Below are 22,836 nucleotides of genomic sequence, written 5' to 3'. Positions count from 1 at the left end.
GATGTCCCTTACCTACACGGACCTCCTCGAAGTCGATCTGGGAAAGCTCGGCACGGCTGTCTCCGACTGGAAGAAAACCGTCGACGGCCTGAAGACACTCTCGGAGAATGCCCGCAAGGGCATGCAGGCGAAGTCGGACGCGGCTCGCTGGGCCGGACAGAACGCCACGGTGACACGCGGGTTCGTCACCAAGACGGCGAAGGAGATCGCTGACCTCCGTACCGAGGCGAACAGCATCTACCACGTCCTTGACGACGCCCACACGGAGCTGGACTCACTCCAGAAGAAGATCAAGACGGCGGTCCAGGTGGATGCCTCGAACCTCGGTATCCGCGTCGACGACATCGGCGACGGTCAGGTCCGTTGCTTCTTCGTGCATATCCGGGGCGACACCGACGAGCGCACGCAGGAACAGCTCGACGCCAAGCAGGAGTTGGAGGACCGGATCAACCGGCTTCTCGCCCGAGCGTCGGAGATCGACGCTTCGGTTGCCCGGGCCCTGCGCAAGAGCCACGGCAACGACCGACACAACGCCGGGCACAGCTCGTACGACTCCCTGGACGAAGCACAGGCGGAACGTGCGGCGGAACTCGCCAAGCTCGGCCCGGAAATGACGGATAAACAGTTCACCGAACTGAACTCCATCATGAAGCACAACGCGAAGGACCCCGACTTCTCAACACCCTTCTACAAGTCCCTCGGCGGCCCGAAGGAAGCTCTGGACTTCTACGGCCGCATGGCGCTGGACGGCACGGCAGGTGATCACAAGACCCGACTCGATCTCACCAAACAGTTCCAGCACAACATGGGCATGGCACTGGCCTCGGCGACGGACCCCGACAACAAGCCGCACCTGCCATCGAGTTGGGCCACGGAGTTCCGCCGCCTGGGGACACAGCCGATCCAACTACAGCCAGGCGCTCCCCAGTCTCCCTACGGCTACCAGATCCTGAGTGGGCTCCTTCGATCTGGCAACTACGACCACAGATTCCTCAACCCCATCGCAGAGCACATCGTGCAGTTGCACCACAAGGACCCCTACCGGTTCGTCTCGAACAAGCCGCACACGGGAGACCTCGACTTGGGTTTCAACCCGTCGGGCCGGTCGGGAGCCGGCTACGACCCGCTGACCGGCGTGCTCGAAGCCCTGGGCCACAGCCCCCAAGCTTCTACCAAGTTCTTCAACGACGAGGTACCCACGGTCTACAACGACGACGGGACGGTCAAGAAGAACGCGACCCTCGACTACAAATACTTCGACGAACTGACGGACAAAGACTTCGAGTGGCCGGCCGACACCCTTTCCCACCCCGGCAGCGACGAGGCAGAGAAGGCCCGCAGTTTCGGCCCGGACGCCCTCGGCCACGCCCTCGAGTCGGCGACAACAGGCCACCCGTATGGCGCGAACCCCCCTGAACTGCACCGCGACGAAGAGACCGCCAAGGTCATGGAGAAGGTCATGGGGCGCTACAACATCGCCTCCGAGGACGCTCCCCCCGAGGTGATGATGGACAGCCTGGCCAGGATGGGGGCGGCGTATATCGACGACCTCAACTACTCCATCAAGGACTTCGGTGGCTCGGGCGATGAGTTGCAGCGCGATCAGATTTTCCTGCACAGCAGCGACGGTTCCACTCGCACGCCATTCGGTGAAGTGGAGGCACGGAACTTCATGATGCTGGTGGCGGGGGACGAGGAGGGGTACAAGACTCTGACCGTCGCTCAGCAGATTTATGAAGCGAGTGGATTTGTGGCTCTCCAGGACGATCGGGAAAGCGGAGTCTCTTTCGCGCACAATGCGGCCAAAATGCATGGAATCCTCGATGAATCGCGATCGCATCAGATTCGCGAGGAGTTCAAGGATATTGAAGGTGCGGAGAATTTGAAGATGGAGCAGGCCGGAGAATGGAGGAAGTCGGCAATGACGGGTGGCGTCTCGCTGCTCGTGGCCGGTGGGACTGCATTGTTTCTGGGACCCGCCGCCGGGGTTGTCGCCGCCACTGTCGTACCGATCGTCGTGGAATCGGGGGGTGAGGCGGTTAACACGGCCTATGGCACACACACGTTGCAATATTTGGAGGATAATGAATACAAGAATGATCCGGAAGCCTTGCGGCAGGTGCAAACGCTTGAGAAAGTCGGTGAACGGGGAGCGTGGGTTCCCTTCTCAAACTACGCTGATGCTGTTGGTATGAGCGCAGAAGAAAAGAATGCACTCCTCCCTGGAATCGAGGGATCATACAGAGATGGCAAGGATGCGATCTCGGACAATGAGAAGGTGTCCTGATGCGGTTCTTGGGCAAGGTATTTCCAGTCCTGGGTGTCGTCGTTTTTATGTCTTCAACGCTTTCGTCCTGTTCCGACGAGAGTAGTAATAGAAGTAACTCGCCAAAGGGTTGGAGCGTGTGTAATGAGCTGTTCGGCTCCAGCAGTGTCGATGCCCTTCAGGGCGAGATGGGAAGCGGGGTTCTGCGTGTTGAAAATTCACTTACTCCCGTAGATGAAATAATGTTGTCCCTCTCTGGCATGGCGCGACGTTGGGAGCCTGGGAGTGAGTTGCATTACGCCATCTCGGAACATCCGTGCGATTTGGGTGTTGAGGGAAGAAGTGATGAATTTCTATCCTATGTGAGTTGGTCCGCCTATTCACAGCAGAGGATCAAGGCGGGTGAAGTAGGAGGCGGTTGGCAGCCTGTTGGCAAGAGTATCTTCGTCAAGCGCGAAGAAGGCGGATTGCACCTAGTTGCAGTGATTTCCTGCAAGGTGGAGGGGACTCACGAAGACCAAGAGTCTCAACTTCCTCTAGAAATCGAGACCCAAGTGCGAAACGTCCCAGATTTTGATGTGGAGGTCCTGCGTAAAATGACGGCACACTTCACGCGCGAGCTGGTGGACGGTCTCAAGTGTAAGAACAGTCCAGAAGTTCCGGGCGCTATTTAAGGATTTCTGCGTATCAGTCCATGCTTCGGTGGGTATACGACGTGGCGGGTGGTGGGAGCGGTGTTGGTAAGCGTTCGTGCAGTCCGCGATACGCTGTAAAGGCGGCTCATGGCCATTGGGGTGTGGAAAACAAGATCCACTACGTGTGGGATGTCACGTTCGGCGAGGATGTCTCGCGCATCCGCAGCGGCCACGAACCGCAGAATGCCTCGACGTTGCGATCGGTGGCCATGAACTACCTCCGCGCCATGGGCAGTTCCATCGCGGACGCCAAGCGCCGGATCGCCCGGTCACCCCACAAGGCACCCCTGGACCTCTTCGGCGTACCCACCGACCTGCGACTTTGCTGAGAAATTCGACTTTGCGTCAGCCCTGGAGTTGGGGTGTGTCAATCGCCCGGAGATCCCTGACAGTTTGGCGGGCGATTGGGGAAGCCGCTTCGTAAAGCTTATGCGTGTCTGGTGGGTGCGTCGTCATGGCGACGGGTGTCTGTGAGGCCTTTCAGGAACGCGGCGAACGTATCTGCCGACACCGTGAGGATGGCTCCGCGGGGGACCTTCGAGTCCCGTACGCCGACCCTGGCTCGAAGGCTGGCGATCTCCACGCACTCGTTGCCCTCGCCGCCGCTGTAACTGCTCTTGAACCATGTCACGGTCACGGGTTCGGTAGGGGAAGTGGCTATGTCGGTCATGGGGACAACTCCTGTCGTGCTCTGGCGATAAGACGCAGCGAAGCCGCAGGGTCGGCGGCTTGCGAACGAAGGTAGTCGAACGTCAACTTGTAGGCACCCACGTCCTCTGAGTCGTCCAGGTACAGCCCACGTCGGCGCATCTCGATGTAGACGACTGCCATGGAGTTGAGGGGTTCGCGCTCGTCGTCCCGTCCCAGAATCACGAAGTGTCCGGCCCCGGCGGCGTGGGCCCCCGCGCTGAACGGCAGGATCTGAATGTCGATGTCGGGGCTCTGGGCCGCTTCGTGAAGATGCTTGAGTTGCTGGGTCATGACCTCGCTGTCTCCAACCGTTCTGCGCAGGACTGCCTCGTCCAGGACCACCCACAGGTGCAGAGCCGGGTCACGCCGCAGGATGTCCTGGCGCTGGACGCGTGCTTCGACCATGCGCTCGATCTCTTTGTTCGAGCTGCGGACTTCACGTGCCTGGTGGATGGCGAGGGCGTACTCCTTGGTCTGGAGCAGACCGGGAATCACGGTGTTCGCGAAGACGTGTTCGTACGCCGCCGCATGCTCGAAGGAGACGAGGGGGTCCATCCACTCCGGTACCGCGCTGTTGCCCACCCACCACCCGGCGGCCTGCGACTTGGCGAGGTTCACGAGAGCTTCCCGCTCCTGCGCGGTGGCTGCGCACGCATCAGCCAGAGCTTTGACCGTGGCCCATCGAATGCGGGCGCGGTCCTGCCATGCTTCGTAGCGGCTGACGGTGGTTGTGCTGACGCCGGCTCGCTCGGCCACCTGAGTCTGTGTCAGTCCGCAGCGCTCCCGCAGTGAGACCAGCCCGCGCGCGATCTGCATGCGTCCGGCCGGACCCGTCTGTGTGGCGGTCATGTGCCATGTCCCTTCTCGCGCTCAGCGGCCTCATCCCGGTCGCGTCCTGCCGCCTGGTGCCGACTCTATGAGCGGCTTGGCTGGGTCGGACATCAATGCGAAGACAGTCACCCACATCAGTGAATTCCCTTCACGTTGAATCCCATCATGGGATTCCCATGGAAGGCTTCCCGTCAGTTCGGGGTCGACTCTGAAGGGCTGGAAACATGAGCGGATTCATGGAGCGGACGATCGGTTGGCTACGGAGATTCACGGTCTCCTCGGGTCGTCACCGTGCAGGTCGGCCGTCAGCGGTGCGACCTGCGCGTAGTGCGAGCGCCGGGCGCCTCCCGTCGGATTGTTCCCCCCTCGCCCCCACGGTCCAAGCCTGGTACGAGCCCATCGACGGCACCACCACCCGCCTCGTCCGCCCCTACCTCGCGGCCTACGAGCGTGAAGAGAAGGTCCGGCTCCAACGACTGCGCCGCGACACCCTGTGGTGTGCGACGTACGGGGTCGACCTCGACACCCGTGACATCCACGCGCGGCTGGAGGCGGCGTGATGGGTGACAGGGATGCGACCCGCGTACGGCTCCTGCCGTGGACCGGCGCACACGGTCAGCCTTGCCTCCTCCTCGCGGACGGCGGTGGTGACGGCTCTGTCTCCCGGCTGGCCGACCGGATCGAGAACGGGCGACTGGGCCTGGCGGAGCGGCTGCTCAGCCGTGCTCGGGATGTTCTGGCCGGTAGTGGCGGGAAGAGGGATGGGGAACTTGGTTCTCTGGCAGCTCAGTTGTGTGATGCGCTCGCGGACGCGTTGCTGATCGCCCGGTCTCGGGGCGCTCGTCTTGGCGGAACCCGGGTCGCACCGCCGTCGGCGGACGGTATCCCCGGCGTCCACGAGGCACTGGTATGCGCAAGCCCCGTCGAACCGCGAGCGTTCGGTTTGCTCTCGCTGTCCGGCGCGGACTTCGCCTCCGCAGGTGTCGCACGGAGGTACGTGCGCGCCACGGCTCGGTGGTGGGGCCTGGCGCCGGATGCCGTGGACGATCTGGAAACCATCACTGGTGAGCTGACGGCCAATGCTCTGGAGCACAGCGACAGCCACGTCATTACGGTCTCCGTGGCACTCACCGCCGCAGCGGCCACCGTGAGCGTGACCGACGCGGGCACGGGCCGCCGGGCCGTGGCGCAGTCCCGGCCGCCGGGCCCCGCACAGGAACACGGACGCGGCCTGTTGATCACCGAAGCTCTGGCCACCGGTTGGGGACAGCGGTGGACGGGTGACGGCCTGACGGTCTGGGCCGAACTCGCCACCCGGTCACAAAGGGTGAATTCAGAGTCATGAATGGGTAACAAGGTCAATCTTGTGGTTGATCGGCATATGACTGAGATTGCGATCAGTGCGGCCCGTTCCGACTCGGCGACCTCGTCCGTCGCGCCGCCCACGGCCGCGAGATCATCGCCCTCACCGACCACGGGCACGTGGCCGCCTTCTTGTCTCGCCGCAGGTGATAGAGGATCTCGAAGACGCCCTCGCGGTCGCGGAATACCAGCGGCGCAAGGCCGAGGGGATGCTTGAACCCGGTATCCCCACGGCAGAGGTGCGCAGGCGACTGGGGCCCGAACCGCAGTGACCTACGAGATCACCTTCGAACCGCACGCCGTCAACTCCGCACCCGGCCCAGGGTCAGCTGAGCCTCTTCGTCAGCGTGTACTCCGTGATCCCCGGCGGATAGTCGGGGATCACGCACACCACCTCGTAGCCGAGGCGTTGGTAGAACTCCGGGGCCTGGAAGTCCCAGGTCTCCAGGCGCACCGAGTGGCAGTCGCGTTCGCGGGCGGCCGTGCGCTCGGCCCGCGACAGCAGGTGTGAGCCGAGGCCCTTCCCCCGGTGGCGTTCGTCGACCCAGAGGTAGGTGACGTGAAGCCAGGTGGCCCAGGTGTGGCCGACCAGGCCGCCGGCGAGGTCGCCCGCCTCGTCCACAGCCCACACCTGGAGCGGAACCTCCCGTTCACCAGGGGTTCCCCGCAGGTCCCGGAGGATCGGCGAAGCCGCGGTGTTGTCGGCCCTCAGCCGGGAACGCAGCAATTGGCTTCGTTCCCTGTCGACTTCTGTCTCCATACGAAACATGCGGCACACCATAAGCGTGCTGGACAACCAGTTCTGCAAATTACCTTCCGCTCCTGCCCCCCGGCCTTACTCTGATGAACAGCACCGGTGGGGGCCGGTGCTGATCAGGGGGCGAGACAGTCGGGTACGACGCCCGGAGTGGGGGTAGCGGTTCAGCACGGCGGCGGCCGTGCGGCTGCGACGCCCCGTCCCAGGTGTAAACCGGGGCACGCTCCGGGCGCCGTACTCGCGCCGGTCGTCCCCCGACCAGTGGGGGTTTCAGTGGTTCGCATCCGAGTCCTGGTCGTCGACGACCACCGTATCTTCGCCGAGTCGCTCGCCGCGGCCCTGGCCGCCGAGCCGGACGTCGACGTGTCCGCCGCCGGCAGCGGCCCCGCCGCGCTGCGCTGTCTGGACCGCGCGGCGGCGGAGGGGCGCAAGTTCGACGTGCTGCTGGTCGACGCCGACCTGGGGGGCCATGTCCACGCCTCCGGCGCGCGTCCGGCCGCCGTACCCATAGCCGTCTCGGACAGCGGCGAGGACGGGCTCGTGGACGGCATATCGCTCGTCGTGGGTGTGCGTTCGGGACAGCCGAGCGTACGGATCGTCGTCCTCGCCGAGAAGGACGATCCGCGCCGGGCCGCGCTGGCCCTGCAGGCGGGCGCGTCCGGGTGGGTCGCCAAGGACTGCTCGCTGTCCCGGCTGCTCACCGTGATCCGGGGAGTGCTGCGCGACGAGACCCATCTGCCGCCCGCGCTCCTCACGGGTGTCCTGCGGGAGCTGACCGCCGCGCGCAAGCACCGCACGGAGAGTGAGCGGCTCGTCGAGTCCCTCACCCCGCGTGAGCGCGAAGTGCTCCGGTGCATGGTGGCCGGGCTGGGGCGCAAGGCCGTCGCCGAGCGCCTGTTCCTCTCCCCGCACACCGTCCGCACCCATATGCAGAACGTCCTCGGAAAGCTGGGCGTCCACTCCACCCTCGCCGCGGTCGCGCTCGCGCGCCGGGCGGGTGTCGGGCCCGTGGACCTAGCCGGGGATGTTGTCGAACGGGGCGGTCAACTGGCGTAGCAGGCCCGCCAGTTCGCTCCGCTGGGCGCGGGACAGCTCGGCCAGGATCGCTCGTTCCTGGTCGAGGAGCCCGGCGAGCGCCTGGTCCGCCCGGTCCCGGCCCTCGTCCGTCAGACGGACGAGCACACCCCGGCGGTCACTGGGGTCGGGCAGCCGTTCGACCAGGCCTTTCTGTGTGAGCCGGTCGATACGGTTCGTCATCGTGCCCGACGTCACCAGCGTCTGTGTGAGCAACTGGCCGGGGGAGAGCTGATACGGGTTCCCGGCACGCCTCAGCGCGGTCAGCACGTCGAACTCCCACGGCTCCAGCTGGTGCTCGGCGAACGCCAGCCGGCGCGCGCGATCCAGATGCCGGGCGAGTCTGCTCACCCGGCTGAGTACTTCCAGCGGCTCCACGTCGAGGTCGGGGCGCTCCCGGCGCCACGCTGCGACCAGCCGATCGACCTCGTCCTCCATGGCGATCAGTGTAGTGGTTGTGTCGATGTGGAGTCTCTTGATGTCGAGAGGATTAGCTCCAAGTCTCTTGACTTCGAGATATGTGGCTACGAGAGTGGAGGCGTCCGGAACCGGCGACAGACGCCCGAGCGCCAGGAGGTAGTCCCCCTATGCCCGCGACCAGCCCCACCTGGGACCCCCAGCAGTACCTGCGGCACGCCGGCCACCGCGCCCGCGCCTTCCTCGACCTGCTCGCCCACGTCCCCGAACCGCCCACGGAACACCCCCGGGTCGCCGACCTCGGCTGCGGCCCCGGCAACGTCACCCGCCTCCTCGTCGACCGCTGGCCCTCGGCGCACATCACCGGGTACGACAACTCGCCCGAGATGCTCGACAGGGCGCACGTCGACCACGAGGGGCCCACCCCGGGCGGCGGCCGCATCGACTTCGCCGCGGCGGACGTCCGCACCTGGGTGCCCCCGGAGCCGTACGACCTGATCGTCAGCAACGCCACCCTCCAGTGGGTGCCCGGGCACCTCGCCCGCTTCGCGGCCTGGGTCGACGCCCTCGCCCCCGGCGGCACCTTCGCCTTCCAGGTCCCCGGCAACTTCGACTCGCCCAGCCACCGCCTCATGCGCGAACTCGCCCGCTCCGCCCGCTGGAAGGACCGGCTCGGCGAGACCCTCCGGCACGACGACGCGGTCCACCTGCCCGCCGACTACCTCGCCGTTCTCGCCGACCTCGGCTGCGAGGTCGACGCGTGGGAGACGACGTACGTCCATCTCCTCCAGGGCGAGGACCCGGTGCTCGACTGGGTGAAGGGGACGGGGCTGCGGCCGGTCCTCACCGAACTGGGCGCGGACGCCGAGCCGTTCGTCGCCGAGTACCGGGCCGCCCTGCGCGAGGCCTATCCGCCCACGGCGCACGGCACGCCGTTCCCGTTCCGCCGCATCTTCGTCGTCGCCCGCAAGCCGGGGGTGAGCCGGTGATCGCCGCCGTCGACCACGTCCTCCTCGCCGCCCCGCCCGGCTCGGAGGACCGGCTGCGGGCGTACTACGTCGGGGTCCTCGGGATGACGGAGATCCCGAAACCGCCCGCGCTCGCGGTGCGGGGAGGGTGCTGGTTCGGGGCGGGGGAGGTGATTCTGCACCTCGGGGTGGAGGCGGGCTTCCGGCCACCGAAGAAGGCCCACCCCGGGTTGCGGGTGCGGGGCATCGACGCGTACGCCGCCCGTCTGACCGGGCGAGGGGCGCCGGTCGTCTGGGACGACGATCTGCCGGGGTATCGGCGGTTCTACTCCGAGGATCCGGTGGGGAACCGGCTGGAGTTCCTGGAGTCGGCCTGAGCCGTGGAGTCGGCCTGAGCCGTGGAGTCGGCCTGAGCCGTGGGGAGGGCTCTGAGCCGTGGGGAGGGCTCTGAGGTGCGGGCGGGGAGTCTGAGGTGCGGGCGGGGAGTCCGAGGTGCGGGCGGGGAGTCCGGGGCGTGGGGAGCGGGCGCGGCGGGTCCGTCGAGGGGGTGCGGGGGCGATGTCGATGTTGTGCAAAATATTGACGGCAGGTAGATGCACGCCTACCTTCGCGGTGTTCCTCCCTCGTTCCCCCTTAGCTCCAGGGAGACCCGCATGTCCCCGTCCCCCCTCCCCAACCCCGCCGAACAGGCCGAACAGGCCCAGCGGACACGGCAGTTGCGTCGTGTCGCGCTGTCCGGGCTGCTCGGTACGGCCGTCGAGTTCTACGACTTCCTCGTCTACGGAACGGTCGCCGCGCTCGTCTTCGGTGAGCTGTTCTTCCCGGGCGCGGACCCGGCGGTCGGCACGATCGCCGCGTTCGGGACCTTCGCCGCCGGATACGTCGCCCGCCCGCTCGGCGGGATCCTCTTCGGGCACTTCGGCGACCGCCTCGGCCGCAAGTCCATGCTGCTGCTGACCATGGGCCTGATGGGCGGCGCCAGCTTCCTGATCGGCCTGCTGCCCACCTACGACACCATCGGCGTCTGGGCCCCCGTCCTGCTGATCACCCTGCGGGTGCTGCAGGGCATCGCCATCGGCGGTGAATGGGGCGGCGCCACCCTGATGGTCGTGGAGCACGCCGGGGAGAAGCGGCGCGGACTGTGGTCCAGCTTCACGCAGATGGGAGCACCGCTGGGCTCCCTGCTCTCCTCGCTCGTGGTCACCTTCGTCGTCGCCATGCCCCGCGACGAGTTCGCGGCGTGGGGGTGGCGGGTGCCGTTCCTGCTCAGCGTCGTCCTGCTGGGCGTGGGGCTCTTCGTCCGCCTGAAGGTGGTCGAGAGCCCGCTCTTCGCCCAGGTCAAGAAGGACCGCACGGAGGCCCGGCTGCCGATCGTCGAGGTACTGCGGCGCCCGCGTGCGCTGGTGCTCGCCGCGTGTGTCGGTATCGGCGCGTTCACCGCGCAGTCGCTGCTGACCAGCTACCTGATCGCCTACGCCACCGGTATCGGCTATCCCCGGCCGCAGGTGCTCACCGCGCTCACGGTCTCCGCGTCCGTCGCGCTGGTCGTGCTGCCGTGCGCGTCGGCGCTCTCCGACCGTGTCGGCCGCCGCCCGGTCGTCCTCGCCGGGGCCATCGCCTCCGCCGCACTCGCCTTCCCCGTCCTCGCTCTCGTCGACTCCAAGTCACCCGGACTGCTGATCCTCGCGGTCGTCCTGGGACACGGCTTCGCCCAGTCCGTGATGTACGGGCCGCTGGGCGCGCTGCTCACCGAGATGTTCGGCACGAAGGTCCGCTACACCGGGGCGTCGCTGGGGTACCAGCTCGCCACGCTCATCGGCGCCGGGTTCTCCCCGATGATCGCGGGGAGTCTGGTGGCGGCCAACGGGGGGTCCAGTACGCCGATCTCGCTGCTGGTGTGCGGGGGTGCGGCGATCACCGCCGTGACCGTGTGGTTCGTGCGGGAGACCCACCGGGAGTCACTGGGTGGCGGGTCGTCCCTCCGGGAGGGGGCCGCGAAGGAGGGGGTGGCCTCGTAGGCGGTGCGGTGAGCTCCGCGTGGGGTGGGGGACTGTCGGTGGTCGTTCGGCTGCGGCCGGGTGGGGCTTCTCGCGCAGTTCCCCGCGCCCCTTTCGGGGCGCGGCCGTCGGCCGGCGCCCCAGCCCGGACGCGGACCGCGTCGGCCCCAGCCCCGGCCGGGCCTGCCGTCACGTGTTCCTCGGCCCCCGGCCGGGCCCGCCGTCACGTGTTCCTCAGCTCCGGCCGGGCCCGCATCAAGTAGCCCCGGCCCCTGACCGGGGCCGTACGGTCCCCGTACCCTTACCGCTGTGGAGGACGAGATCCTGGACGCCGATGTCGTCGACGCGCCGCAGTTGCGGCCGCAGTCGTTGGTGATGTCCTTCTTCGGGAATCACGTGCTGGACCGGGGGGAGAGCGGCCTCGGGGTGTACTCGGGGAGCATCATCGACGTGCTCGGGCGGGTCGGTACCGGGGAGCAGGCCGTGCGGTCGACGCTGACGCGGATGGTGAACCGGGGGCTGCTGCGGCGGCAGCGCGAAGGCCGGCGGATGTTCTTCGGGCTCACTCCGCACGCGGAGGACATCCTGCGCGACGGCGGACAGCGCATCTGGCGCGACGGCGCGGTCAACGAGGACTGGGACGGCACCTGGACCCTCCTCGGTTTCTCCCTCCCCGAGTCCTGGCAACGCCAGCGGCACGACCTGCGCTCCCGGCTCACCTGGTCCGGATTCGGCGCCCTCTACAGCGGGCTGTGGATCGCGCCGGGGCGGGTGGACGTGCGGGAGATCGTCTCCGAACTGGGCCTGGACGCGCATGTGAAGGTGTTCCACGCGCAGGCCGACGAGTTCACGGACGTCGGGCTGATGATCCGCGAGAGCTGGGACCTGGAGACGCTGGCCGCGCGGTACGTCGCCTTCGACAAGCGTTGGACCACCGCCGACCTCGCCGCCGCGGACCCGATCGCCACCCGGCTGCGACTCGTCGCCGAGTGGCTGCGCGTCATCCGTACCGACCCGCGCCTGCCCCTACGGCATCTGCCGGCCGAGTGGCCCGCGCGGCAGGCCCAGGACACGTTCCGGCGCATCGCCGAGCAGACGGCGGGCCCGGCCGGCCGCATGGCGGCGGAGGTTCTGGAAGCGACCCCGTTGCGGCCCGCTCCGCTCGAAAGGCCGTAGAAAAACGGAGTTTTGCATTCCGTGCCCGATACTCCCGGTGCGGGAGTGGCTGATATTGTTCTTGGGCTTTCCTTTGTGCGGGATATATTCTCGTTTCACTTTTTGTTGCCTCTCGCTGTTGTCCGGGGAAGCGGGAGTTGGGGCTGTGACCAGGGGGGATCTGGGCCAGTGAGTATCTGCTGAGCTGTCCGGCGCGCTTGACGGGGTTTGTGACGTGCGCCACATAGGCTTTCCGCCGTCCGGTCGGGATTTCATCGCACGATGCGCTTCCGCGCGTATCCCTTTGCGGCTTTCCCGGTGGGCCGATTTCCGCTGCGCTCATTCAGCCACTCATTCAGCCACTCACGCACTCACTCATTTCTTGATTGTCGACCACGTATCGCGTATATAGCCGTGCCCGTGCGTGCCCCTGACCTGACCGCCAGGGGGGCGCGGGTGCGATGCCGCCCGCGCTCGGGCGGTTTCCAGGGGGAAAACATATGAAGATCGCATTCCTGATCAACAACGCCTTCGGCATCGGCGGCACCATCCGCTCGACGGCCAACCTGTCCGCCGCGTTCGCCGACCGGCACGACGTCGAGGTCGTCAGCGTCCACCGCTCCCGCGACGAACCGGCCCTCCCGTTCGACCCGCGCGTCCGCCTGACCTCGCTGATCGACCTGCGGGAAGGAAGCCCCGGCCACGAGGGCGACCACCCGCTCACCAAGCTGCCCGGCACGATGTTCCCCTACACCGGGGCCACCGGGAACCTGCCCTACACCGCCCTGCAGGACGAACGCATCGGCGGCTTCCTCGCCCGCACCGAGGCCGACGTGGTCATCGCCACCCGCCCCGACCTCAACGGCTATCTCGCCCGCGACGGACGCCGCCGCTATCTGCGCGTCGGCCAGGAGCATCTGAGCCTCGACCAGTACGGGGAACCGCTGCGCACCGACCAGAACAACGCCATCGCCGGACTCGACGCCTACGTCACCGTCTCCGAGGCCGACGCCGCCCAGTACCGCGCCGCCCTGCCGCACGTCACCACCGCCATCGTGTGCGTCCCCAACGGCGTCCGGGCCCCCGCCGTCGAGCGGTCCACCCTGGACTCCCAGGTCATCGTCGCCGCCGGCCGGCTCATCCCCATCAAGCGGTACGACCGGCTGGTGAACGCCTTCGCCAAGGTGGCCGCCGAACACCCCGGCTGGACCCTGCGGATCTACGGACGCGGCCCGCAGAAGGAGAACCTGCGGGAGCAGATCGACCGGCTCGGGCTGCACGACCGCGCGTTCCTCATGGGAGCGGTCTCACCGATCGAGACCGAGTGGGCCAAGGGCGCCGTCGCCGCCGTCTCCTCCGACATGGAGTCGTTCGGCATGACCATCGTCGAGGCCATGCACTGTGGGGTCCCCGTCGTCGCCACCGACTGCCCGCACGGCCCCGGCGAGATCATCGCCGACGGCGAGGACGGCATCCTCGTCCCGCTCGACGGGGACGTCGACGCCTACGCCGACGCGCTGAACCGGATCGTCACCGACGAGGCCCTGCGCGAGCGGCTCGGCAAGGGGGCGCTGGAGAAGGCCGACGCCTACGCCCCGTCCGTCATCGCCCGCCGCTACGAGACCCTCTTCGAGGAGCTGTCCCGGTCCCGGCGCCGCGGATGGGACGGCGCCGCCCGGCTGAGGCAGTTCGCCGCCCGTGCCGTCCGCCCGCGTCCCGCGAAGGCCGCGCCCGAGGCTCACGGGAGCGCTCCCACGCCCGCCGCGCACGCCCGCGCGACCCCCGACGGTGGTGTGACCGTCCTCCTCGACCCGGCCGAGCTGCCTTCCGGGCCCCTCGACTTCATCGCCCGGCTGCGCCGCGACCCCGGCAAGCGGCAGGTCCGGGTGCCGGTACTGCCGAGCGCCGACGCGCCGGACACGGTGTCCGGAGCGACCCTCCACCGAGTCGAGCACACCCTCGCCGAGGGCCGGTGGGACTGCTATGTCGCGCCACGCGGCACCAACAAGCGGGTGCGGCTGACCGCACGGATGGTCGAGCAGGCCGCGCTGGTCGGGCGGGCGCCGAGTGTCGACCAGCGGGGAGTGGGGGCGTGGATCCCGTACGCGACCGCCGACGGGTTCCTGGCGGTGCGCTCGTGGCTGCGGCCCGCGCATGCGGAGGTCGACACGGTCGAGGTGGGGGACGGGTCGGTGACCGTGACCGCGACGCTGTACGGGGCCGCGTACGGGGCCGCCGCTCCGGTGGGGGAGGGGGCCGTGGTGCGGGTCGTCTCCCGGACCGATACGGCGTACGACTTCTCCGTGGCCGCGTGGGCCGTGGGTGAGCGCGGGTTCCGGTTCACCGTTCCGTACGGCGAGATCATGGCCCGGCGGAGTGTCGAGCATGATCTGTGGGATCTGCACCTGGGGGAGGTTCCGGTGGGGCGGATCGGTGGGGATGTGGTGGAACGGCGGAAGACGGATCTCGTGCCCGGGCAGGTGTTCCAGCACGGTGAGCGCGGGCGGACTCGGGTGCGGCCGTACTTCACCGTGAACAACGAGCTGGCGCTCAGCGCGAAGGATGTTGACGAGGGCGCCCAGTAGCTCGGGGGGTCGGGTGGGTCGGCGGGTGCGGGTGCGGTGGGGCTTCTCGCGCAGTTCCCCGCGCCCCTGAAAAGCAGGGGCTGCGCCCCTTGCTTTTCAGCCACGCACCCGCACCCCGCAACGAATCCGTACCGCCCACTAACTCTTGCGGTGGCCGATCAACCGCGGCTTGGAGTTGAGGCCGTCCAGGCCGTGCCACGCCAGGTTGACCAGGTGGGCGGCCACCTCCGCCTTCTTCGGGCGGCGGACGTCCAGCCACCACTGACCCGTCAGGGCGACCATGCCGACGAGGGCCTGGGCGTACAGGGGGGCCAGCTTGGGGTCGAAGCCCCGGCTCTTGAACTCGCGGCCGAGGATGTCCTCCACCTGGGTGGCGATGTCGGAGATCAGGGACGCGAAGGACCCCGTGGACTGGGGGATGGGGGAGTCCCGGACCAGGATGCGGAAGCCGTCCGTGTGATCCTCGATGAAGTCGAGGAGCGCGAAGGCGGCCTGTTCGAGCAGTTCGCGGGGGTGGCCCGCCGTCAGGGAGCTGGTGACCATGTCCAGCAGACGGCTCATCTCGCGGTCCACCACCACCGCGTACAGGCCCTCCTTGCCGCCGAAGTGCTCGTACACCACCGGCTTGGACACCCCGGCCTTCGCCGCGATCTCCTCCACCGACGTGGCCTCGAAGCCCTTGGCGGCGAAGAGGGCTCGGCCGACCTCCAGCAACTGCGCCCGGCGCTCGGCGCCCGTCATCCGGGTGCGGCGGACACGCCGCGGCTTGTCGTTGCTCGGGGTGCTGCTGGAGTCGGTCGCCACGGCGTCAATCATGCCGCCTCGGCGGGCGCCTTCCGCTGCCGGGAGCCGTCCTCACCCGTGTTACGCCTGGAATCGATACGCGAGCGTGACGGCCAGCGGACGTCGGACGCCCAGCCGAACACTTCGAACCAGCGGATGAGCCGGGCGGAGGAGTCCAGCTGACCGCGCTCCACACCGTGCCGGGCGGAGGTGGGGTCGGCGTGGTGGAGGTTGTGCCACGACTCGCCGCAGGAGAGGACCGCCAGCCACCACACGTTGCCCGAGCGGTCGCGGGACTTGAAGGGGCGCTTGCCGACCGCGTGGCAGATCGAGTTGATCGACCAGGTCACGTGGTGCAGCAGCGCCACCCGGACGAGCGAGCCCCAGAAGAACGCCGTGAACGCGCCCCACCAGGACATCGTCACCAGGCCGCCGATCAGGGGCGGCAGGGCGAGGGAGAGGCCCGTCCAGAGGATGAACTGGCGGGAGATCGCGCGGAGCGCCGGGTCCTTGATCAGGTCGGGCGCGTACTTCTCCTGCGAGGTCTGCTCCTCGTCGAACATCCATCCGATGTGGGCCCACCACAGGCCCTTCATCAGCGCGGGGAGCGTCTCGCCGAAGCGCCACGGCGAGTGCGGGTCGCCCTCGGCGTCGGAGAACTTGTGGTGCTTGCGGTGGTCGGCCACCCAGCGGACCAGCGGGCCCTCGACGGCCATCGAGCCGGCGATCGCCAACGCGATCTTCAGCGGACGCTTGGCCTTGAACGAACCGTGGGTGAAGTGCCGGTGGTAGCCGATCGTGATGCCGTGGCAGCCCAGGTAGTAGAAGAACACCAGCAGGCCGAGGTCCAGCCAGCTCACGCCCCAGCCCCAGGCCAGCGGCACCGCCGCGAGAAGCGCGAGGAACGGGACGGTGATGAACAGGAGCAGCGTGATCTGCTCGATCGAACGCTTCTGCTCGCCTCCCAGCGTGGCCGACGGAGCGGGGGAGTCGGTCACTGCGGAGCCGGGGGAATCGGTCGCGTTCGAGGCGTCTTCGATCACATCGGACCTTGAGCTCATGGGGCGTCCCCTGTGGGGTTGAGGTGGTGAGAGGGGGAGGTGCCTGCGGCAACAGCGTGCGGGGGTCACCTGTCGGCACTCCCTACGGTTCCGTAACCTACGGCATCGTAAGTATGGCAGTGCGGTGCCGGGCGGCAAGAGCCCGCCGGTCTGCGCGTCCAGGTGTAGCGGGTGGACTTGGTGGACAGGTGGCACTCAGTGCCGCAAAAGTGGCACCTGTCACCGGGGGTGCCCAGGCGGACGCCTATCCTGGACTCGTTCGGACAGCGCGGTCCGCTCTGAATCCTGCCCGGACGCCAGGGCCCGCACAGGGGCCGCTGCCGCCGGGCCCCCACCGGGTTCCCCTCCAGACGAGCTTCAACACTGCAAGGAGCCGCACCTGTGAGCAGTGCCGACGACCAGACCACGACGGTCAGCAGCGAGCTGCGCGCCGACATCCGGCGCCTGGGCGATCTACTGGGCGAGACCCTCGTACGACAGGAGGGCGCCGAACTCCTGGAACTGGTCGAGCGCGTCCGCCGCCTGACCCGCGAGGACGGCGAAGCCGCCGCCGACCTGCTGCGCGGCACCGAACTGGAGACCGCCGCCAAGCTCGTCCGCGCCTTCTCCACCTACTTCCACCTGGCCAACGTCACCGAACAGGTGCACCGAGGCCGGGAACTCAGGGCACGCCGTGCCGCCGAGGGCGGTCTTCTCGCCCGTACGGCCGATCGCCTGAAGGACGCCGACCCCGAACACCTGCGCGAGACGGTCGCGAACCTCAACGTCCGCCCCGTCTTCACCGCCCACCCCACCGAGGCCGCACGCCGGTCGGTACTCAACAAGCTCCGGCGCATCGCCGCGCTCCTGGAAACCCCCGTCATCGAGTCCGACCGCCGCCGCTACGACACCCGACTGGCCGAGAACATCGACCTCGTCTGGCAGACCGACGAACTCCGCGTCGTCCGCCCCGAGCCCGCCGACGAGGCCCGCAACGCCATCTACTACCTCGACGAACTGCACGCCGGCGCCGTCGGCGACGTCCTGGAGGACCTCACGGCCGAACTGGAGCGCGTCGGCGTGACGCTCCCCGACGCCACCCGCCCCCTCACCTTCGGCACCTGGATCGGCGGCGACCGCGACGGCAACCCCAACGTCACCCCCCAGGTGACCTGGGACGTCCTCATCCTCCAGCACGAACACGGCATCAACGACGCCCTCGAACTCATCGACGAACTGCGCGGCTTCCTCTCCAACTCCATCCGCTACACGGGAGCCACGGAAGAGCTGCTGACGTCACTCCAGGCCGACCTGGAGGCACTGCCCGAGATCAGCCCCCGCTACAAGCGCCTCAACGCCGAGGAGCCCTACCGCCTCAAGGCCACCTGCATCCGGCAGAAGCTGGAGAACACCAAGCAGCGCCTGGCCAAGGGCATCCCGCACGAGGACGGCCGCGACTACCTCGGCACCGCCGAACTCCTCCGCGACCTCACCCTCATCCAGCGCTCGCTGCGCGAGCACCGCGGCGGCCTCTTCGCCGACGGCCGGATGGACCGCACCATCCGCACGCTGTCCGCCTTCGGCCTCCAGCTCGCCACCATGGACGTCCGCGAACACGCCGACGCCCACCACCACGCCCTCGGCCAGCTCTTCGACCGCCTCGGCGAGGAATCCTGGCGCTACGAGGACATGCCCCGCGAGTACCGCCACAAGCTCCTCGCCCGCGAGCTGCGCTCCCGGCGCCCGCTGGCCCCGACGCCCGCCCCGCTCGACGACGCCGCCGCCAAGACCCTCGGCGTCTTCGAGACCGTGAAGAAGGCGCTGGCCGTCTTCGGCCCCGAGGTCATCGAGTCCTACATCATCTCGATGTGCCAGGGCGCCGACGACGTCTTCGCCGCCACCGTCCTCGCCCGCGAGGCCGGCCTCATCGACCTGCACGCCGGCTGGGCCAAGATCGGCATCGTCCCGCTGCTGGAGACGACCGACGAGCTCAAGGCCGCCGACACCATCCTGGAGGAGATGCTCGCCGACCCCTCCTACCGGCGGCTCGTCGCCCTGCGCGGCGACGTCCAGGAGGTCATGCTCGGCTACTCCGACTCCTCCAAGTTCGGCGGCATCACCACCTCACAGTGGGAGATCCACCGCGCCCAGCGCCGCCTGCGCGACGTCGCCCACCGCTACGGCGTCCGGCTCCGGCTCTTCCACGGCCGCGGCGGCACCGTCGGCCGCGGCGGCGGCCCCTCCCACGACGCCATCCTCGCGCAGCCCTGGGGCACCCTGGAGGGCGAGATCAAGGTCACCGAGCAGGGCGAGGTCATCTCCGACAAGTACCTCGTCCCCTCCCTGGCCAGGGAGAACCTGGAACTGACGGTCGCCGCCACCCTCCAGGCCTCCGCCCTGCACACCGCCCCCCGCCAGTCGGAGGACGCACTGGCCCGCTGGGACGCGGCCATGGACCGGGTGTCCGAGGCCGCCGAGGCCGCCTACCGCCGCCTGGTCGACGACCCCGACCTCCCCGCGTACTTCTTCGCCTCCACACCCGTGGACCAGCTCGCCGACCTGCACCTCGGATCCCGGCCCTCGCGCCGCCCCGACTCCGGCGCCGGACTCGACGGCCTGCGCGCCATCCCGTGGGTCTTCGGCTGGACCCAGTCACGGCAGATCGTGCCCGGCTGGTTCGGCGTCGGCTCCGGCCTGAAGGCACTGCGCGACGCGGGCCTGGACACCGTGCTCGACGAGATGCACGAGCAGTGGCACTTCTTCCGCAACTTCCTCTCCAACGTCGAGATGACGCTGGCCAAGACGGACCTGCGGATCGCCCAGCACTACGTCGACACCCTCGTCCCCGACGAACTCAAGCACGTCTTCGCCACCATCCGGGCCGAACACGAGCTGACCGTCCGCGAGGTCCTGCGCATCACCGGCGAGGACAAGCTGCTCGACGCCACCCCCGTCCTCCAGCAGACCTTCTCCATCCGCGACGCCTACCTCGACCCGATCTCCTACCTCCAGGTAGCCCTCCTCAAGCGCCAGCGGGACGCTGCCGCCGCGGGGGAGGAGGCGGATCCGCTGCTGGCGCGGGCGTTGCTGCTCACGGTCAACGGGGTGGCGGCGGGGCTGCGCAACACGGGCTGATCTCGGGTTCGCTTTCGGCTGACGGCCCGGTGGGGCTTCTCGCGCAGTTCCCCGCGCCCCTGAAAAGCAGGGGCTGCGCCCCTTGCTCCTCAGTCCGCCCGCAGAACCTCGGCGAGGCCCTGACCCGGCCGTCGTCAGCCCAGGCCCGCAGGGGCCTGGGCTTTCAGGGGCGCGGGGAACTGCGCGAGAAGCCCCCACCGGACCGTCAGCCGCGAACCCGCCTCAGAGCGCCACCCACGCCGCCGTGATCAGCGCCATGCCCAGCCCGCCCAGCACCCACGCCGACCGCACCATCCGCAGACCACCGGCCACGACCACCGACGCGAGCAGCAGGGCGCCGCCGAGGGGCACCCACGCGTGCAGCAGACCCGCCGGCCCCGTCCGCACGACATCACTGCTGCCCGGCTTCACGACGACGGTGTACGTCTCATCCGTCTCCACCGCCACCGACCGCTCGATGTCGACCCGCTCCCGGGCCCGCGACCCCGTCGACACCGGCTCGTACGGCCCCCAGCAGGTCTCGCCGTCGCACCGGGACACCGTCATCGTCCCCTGCTCGCGCCCCTTGCTCAGCATCACGTGCTGGGCGCAGCCCCAGGAATCCCACACCCCGGCGATCAGGATCACCACCGCGATCACACCCATCGCCGCCAGCCGCCCGTACCGCAGCGCGGCCGACGCACCACCGCCGGCCGGGCGCGGACGACGCCGCGAACGGTGAGCGGGGGCTTTGGTGGCAGGCATGGCGGGGATCATTGGCCATGGCACGGCGGTCGGTCAACTCCCGCAGGCCAGCGCCGGGAACGAGCACATCAGGACTTAGAAGCTGTTGCTCTATCGATCTTGGTGGGCGTGAGTTCGAGGTTGTCGACTCGGTCGGGTGATCTCGTGGCCAACCGGGCATGAAAGCGGGGCCTCCCGCACAGCTCGTGGGTGTCGAATCCAACCGAGCAACAGGAGGCCCCTGGTGCTGCAGTCTTCCGTGCCGGCGTCGATGGCGTCCAACCAAGCTTCCCTGGAGTGTGATTGCCTCGCACACCGGTTCGGGAACGCCAGGGACCGGCCGTACAGGCGACCGAAGTATCCGTCCGACATGAGCGACGCGGAGTGGGCCGTCGTACGTGAGGCGATGCCGGTTCCCGGCTGGCTGGAGGGCCGTGGCGGGCAACCGGAGAGCTATTGCCACCGGCAGATGGTCGACGCGGTGCGCTATCTGGTCGCGGGCGGTATCACCTGGCGGGCGATGCCTGCGGACTTTCCCGCGTGGGACCGCGTCTACGCCTTCTTCCGGCGCTGGCGGGACAAGGGCCTGACCGCCGAGTTCCACGACCGGCTGCGCGACCGGGTCCGCCGGGCTGAGGGCCGGGACCCGGAGCCGACGGCCGGCGTCATCGATGCGCAGTCGGTGAGGGCAGCCGCGTCGGTGCCGGGCGCGACCAGGGGCTTCGACGGCGGGAAGAAGGTCAACGGCCGCAAGCGGCACATCGTGGTGGACACCCTCGGACTGCTGTTGGCCGTGACGGTGACCGCGGCCTCGGTCACCGACCGGGACGCGGGGCAGACACTCCTGGCCCGGCTGCGTGAACGGCACTGGCGCATCACGCGGGTGTGGGCCGACGGCGGCTACACCGGGCGCCTGGTCGACCTCGCCCGCGACGCCTGGCGGATCGCGCTGACCGTGGTCAGACGCAGCGACGACACCAGCGGTTTCATCGTGCTGCCGAAGAGGTGGCTGGTGGAGCGCACGTTCGCGTGGCTGATGCACTCACGCCGGCTGGCCCGCGACTACGAGACGCGCACCGACACCTCGGAGGCAGTGATCAAGTGGGCGATGAGCACAGTCATGAGCCGCCGCCTCGCCCGACGGGCACGCTGAACAGCCCCGGACGTTCCTCAGCCAGCCAGCCCCGCGCGGCCAGCCGCTTGGCTTTCGACCGCACCCCTTCCACCTTCGCCGGGACCGGCTCCAGCCCGAGGCCTGCCGCGAGTTGACGACAGTCCATCGCCTCCCCGCGCATCCCGTTCCCGCCGGCCAGCACGTCCATGATCCGCTGGTAGTCCGGCGCGAGAACCGCCGGGGCGAGCCCTTCCTCCCAGTGAGGCACCACTGAGCCGGGCACCGCCTGCCTGACCTGCACCGGCCGTTCGCCGGCCACCACGACCGGCGCCACGTCCTCGCCTCCGCGAGGCTCCGCCAGAACCTCACCCACCGTCTCACGGGCAATCACGAACCGCTCCCACACCGCCTCCGCTTCCCGCAGCTCGGCCTGGAGAGCATCCACCCGCTGCCGAGCGACGCGTTCACGCTCCTCCAGCAACCCCATCACCGACGGCATCCCGGCACCTCCACCGAAGAGACGACACAACAACCCGTCCCTCCCGCCGAAACACCACCCCTACACCTGACCAGCAGAAACACGCCCGTCACTCTCGGAAAGACAACGGCTTCTTATCCGGATCAGCTCAGGAGTTGTACGTCCCCTGCGCCCGCTCCAGCCCCTCGATCACCAGACACTCCACCGCGTCCGCCGCCCGGTCCACGAAGTAGCCCAACTCCTTGCGCTCCGAGGCGGAGAAGTCCTTCAACACGAAGTCCGCGACCTGCATACGGCCCGGCGGACGACCGATCCCGAACCGCACACGGTGATAGTCCGGCCCCATCACCTTCGTCATCGACTTCAGCCCGTTGTGACCGTTGTCACCCCCACCGAGCTTCAGCCGCAGCGTGCCGTAGTCGATGTCCAGCTCGTCATGGATCGCGACGATGTTCGCCACCGGCACCTTGTAGAAGTCCCGCAGCGCCGTCACCGGCCCGCCCGAGACATTCATGTACGACATCGGCTTGGCGAGGATCACCCGACGGTTCCCCGGCCCCGGAGGCCCGATCCGCCCCTCCACGACCTGCGCCTGCGCCTTACCGGCCCGCTTGAACCTCCCCCCGATCCGCTCGGCCAGCAGATCGGCCACCATGAACCCCACGTTGTGCCGGTTCGCCGCATACTCGGGCCCGGGATTACCGAGGCCGGCGATGAGCCACGGAGCGCTCGGATCGGTCGTCACGTGCATGTCTCCTTGATACGC

At 68.5% G+C, this 22,836-nt stretch carries 21 protein-coding genes; 12 read left to right on the top strand and 9 right to left on the bottom strand.

Annotated elements, in window-relative coordinates:
• Position 1 precedes the first annotated feature (1 nt).
• The 3 genes from OG202_RS20590 to OG202_RS20580 all read left to right on the top strand — a co-directional run bounded on the left by OG202_RS20590 (position 2) and on the right by OG202_RS20580 (position 3,290).
• A complete protein-coding gene (locus OG202_RS20590; RefSeq protein WP_328223268.1) occupies positions 2–2,287 on the top strand; it encodes a hypothetical protein in 2,286 nt (761 codons plus the stop codon).
• Positions 2,287–2,940 (top strand): hypothetical protein, encoded by a 654-nt coding sequence (locus OG202_RS20585; protein ID WP_328223267.1) that lies wholly within the window; start codon positions 2,287–2,289, stop codon positions 2,938–2,940. Before OG202_RS20590 ends, OG202_RS20585 begins: the two co-directional genes overlap by 1 nt.
• 122 nt (positions 2,941–3,062) lie before the next feature.
• Positions 3,063–3,290, top strand: a complete 228-nt coding sequence (locus OG202_RS20580; RefSeq protein ID WP_328223266.1) for a hypothetical protein — start codon at positions 3,063–3,065, stop codon at positions 3,288–3,290.
• A 98-nt stretch (positions 3,291–3,388) separates the two neighbouring features.
• Here OG202_RS20580 and OG202_RS20575 read toward each other — a convergent pair whose 3' ends face one another.
• Together OG202_RS20575 and OG202_RS20570 are read right to left on the bottom strand one after the other, a co-directional pair.
• A complete protein-coding gene (locus OG202_RS20575; RefSeq protein WP_328223265.1) occupies positions 3,389–3,631 on the bottom strand; it encodes a DUF397 domain-containing protein in 243 nt (80 codons plus the stop codon).
• Positions 3,628–4,500, bottom strand: coding sequence for a helix-turn-helix domain-containing protein (locus OG202_RS20570; RefSeq protein ID WP_328223264.1), 873 nt, complete (start codon positions 4,498–4,500; stop codon positions 3,628–3,630). Before OG202_RS20570 ends, OG202_RS20575 begins: the two co-directional genes overlap by 4 nt.
• A gap of 541 nt (positions 4,501–5,041) precedes the next feature.
• On the opposite strand from OG202_RS20570, the gene OG202_RS20565 reads away from it, so the two are divergent.
• Entirely contained in the window at positions 5,042–5,827 is a 786-nt protein-coding gene (locus tag OG202_RS20565) for an ATP-binding protein (RefSeq protein WP_328223263.1), read from the top strand.
• Positions 5,828–6,169: 342 nt separating this feature from the next.
• Here the strand turns inward: OG202_RS20565 and OG202_RS20560 are convergent, their stop codons facing one another.
• Entirely contained in the window at positions 6,170–6,625 is a 456-nt protein-coding gene (locus tag OG202_RS20560) for a GNAT family N-acetyltransferase (protein WP_328224699.1), read from the bottom strand.
• Between the two features lie 249 nt (positions 6,626–6,874).
• Between OG202_RS20560 and OG202_RS20555 the strand changes: the two genes are divergently transcribed.
• Entirely contained in the window at positions 6,875–7,657 is a 783-nt protein-coding gene (locus tag OG202_RS20555) for a response regulator transcription factor (RefSeq protein WP_326582239.1), read from the top strand.
• Here the strand turns inward: OG202_RS20555 and OG202_RS20550 are convergent.
• Positions 7,616–8,113 carry a MarR family winged helix-turn-helix transcriptional regulator gene (locus tag OG202_RS20550; RefSeq protein ID WP_328223262.1) on the bottom strand — a complete coding sequence of 166 codons (498 nt, stop codon included), beginning with the start codon at positions 8,111–8,113 and terminating at the stop codon, positions 7,616–7,618. The two genes, OG202_RS20555 and OG202_RS20550, sit on opposite strands and share 42 nt — an antisense overlap.
• 149 nt (positions 8,114–8,262) lie before the next feature.
• Between OG202_RS20550 and OG202_RS20545 the strand changes: the two genes are divergently transcribed.
• From OG202_RS20545 to OG202_RS20525, 5 genes are all read left to right on the top strand, one after another.
• The gene (locus OG202_RS20545; protein ID WP_328223261.1) at positions 8,263–9,081 is read left to right on the top strand and encodes a trans-aconitate 2-methyltransferase; all 819 of its coding nucleotides are present in this window, start codon (positions 8,263–8,265) and stop codon (positions 9,079–9,081) included.
• Positions 9,078–9,437 (top strand): glyoxalase, encoded by a 360-nt coding sequence (locus OG202_RS20540; protein ID WP_326582242.1) that lies wholly within the window; start codon positions 9,078–9,080, stop codon positions 9,435–9,437. Before OG202_RS20545 ends, OG202_RS20540 begins: the two co-directional genes overlap by 4 nt.
• Positions 9,438–9,713: 276 nt before the next feature.
• Positions 9,714–11,078, top strand: a complete 1,365-nt coding sequence (locus OG202_RS20535; RefSeq protein ID WP_328223260.1) for an MFS transporter — start codon at positions 9,714–9,716, stop codon at positions 11,076–11,078.
• A 288-nt stretch (positions 11,079–11,366) separates the two neighbouring features.
• Positions 11,367–12,233, top strand: a complete 867-nt coding sequence (locus OG202_RS20530) for a PaaX family transcriptional regulator (protein WP_326582244.1) — start codon at positions 11,367–11,369, stop codon at positions 12,231–12,233.
• A 479-nt stretch (positions 12,234–12,712) separates the two neighbouring features.
• Positions 12,713–14,797 (top strand): glycosyltransferase family 4 protein, encoded by a 2,085-nt coding sequence (locus tag OG202_RS20525; protein ID WP_328223259.1) that lies wholly within the window; start codon positions 12,713–12,715, stop codon positions 14,795–14,797.
• A gap of 138 nt (positions 14,798–14,935) precedes the next feature.
• On the opposite strand, the gene OG202_RS20520 is transcribed toward OG202_RS20525, so the two are convergent.
• Together OG202_RS20520 and OG202_RS20515 are read right to left on the bottom strand one after the other, a co-directional pair.
• Positions 14,936–15,613 carry a TetR/AcrR family transcriptional regulator gene (locus OG202_RS20520; protein ID WP_326582246.1) on the bottom strand — a complete coding sequence of 226 codons (678 nt, stop codon included), beginning with the start codon at positions 15,611–15,613 and terminating at the stop codon, positions 14,936–14,938.
• Positions 15,610–16,641, bottom strand: a complete 1,032-nt coding sequence (locus OG202_RS20515; RefSeq protein ID WP_326582247.1) for an acyl-CoA desaturase — start codon at positions 16,639–16,641, stop codon at positions 15,610–15,612. Before OG202_RS20515 ends, OG202_RS20520 begins: the two co-directional genes overlap by 4 nt.
• Before the next feature lie 381 nt (positions 16,642–17,022).
• Between OG202_RS20515 and ppc the strand changes: the two genes are divergently transcribed.
• Positions 17,023–19,755, top strand: a complete 2,733-nt coding sequence (gene ppc / locus OG202_RS20510) for a phosphoenolpyruvate carboxylase (protein ID WP_328223258.1) — start codon at positions 17,023–17,025, stop codon at positions 19,753–19,755.
• 222 nt (positions 19,756–19,977) lie between these two features.
• Here ppc and OG202_RS20505 read toward each other — a convergent pair whose 3' ends face one another.
• The gene (locus OG202_RS20505) at positions 19,978–20,511 is read right to left on the bottom strand and encodes a hypothetical protein (RefSeq protein ID WP_405961035.1); all 534 of its coding nucleotides are present in this window, start codon (positions 20,509–20,511) and stop codon (positions 19,978–19,980) included.
• A 337-nt stretch (positions 20,512–20,848) separates the two neighbouring features.
• On the opposite strand from OG202_RS20505, the gene OG202_RS20500 reads away from it, so the two are divergent.
• Complete coding sequence (locus tag OG202_RS20500; RefSeq protein WP_086753550.1) at positions 20,849–21,631, top strand: IS5 family transposase; 783 nt, start codon at positions 20,849–20,851, stop codon at positions 21,629–21,631.
• On the opposite strand, the gene OG202_RS20495 is transcribed toward OG202_RS20500, so the two are convergent.
• Together OG202_RS20495 and pth are read right to left on the bottom strand one after the other, a co-directional pair.
• Entirely contained in the window at positions 21,597–22,091 is a 495-nt protein-coding gene (locus OG202_RS20495) for a hypothetical protein (protein ID WP_179201440.1), read from the bottom strand. The genes OG202_RS20500 and OG202_RS20495 overlap by 35 nt on opposite strands.
• A gap of 127 nt (positions 22,092–22,218) precedes the next feature.
• Entirely contained in the window at positions 22,219–22,821 is a 603-nt protein-coding gene (gene pth, locus OG202_RS20490; RefSeq protein ID WP_327729352.1) for an aminoacyl-tRNA hydrolase, read from the bottom strand.
• Positions 22,822–22,836: the final 15 nt, after the last annotated feature.

This window comes from Streptomyces sp. NBC_00310, from assembly GCF_036208085.1.
GTDB lineage: Bacteria > Actinomycetota > Actinomycetes > Streptomycetales > Streptomycetaceae > Streptomyces.
The sequence above is the reverse complement of the archived record's forward strand: the minus strand, read 5'-3'. Positions and strand labels throughout refer to the sequence as shown.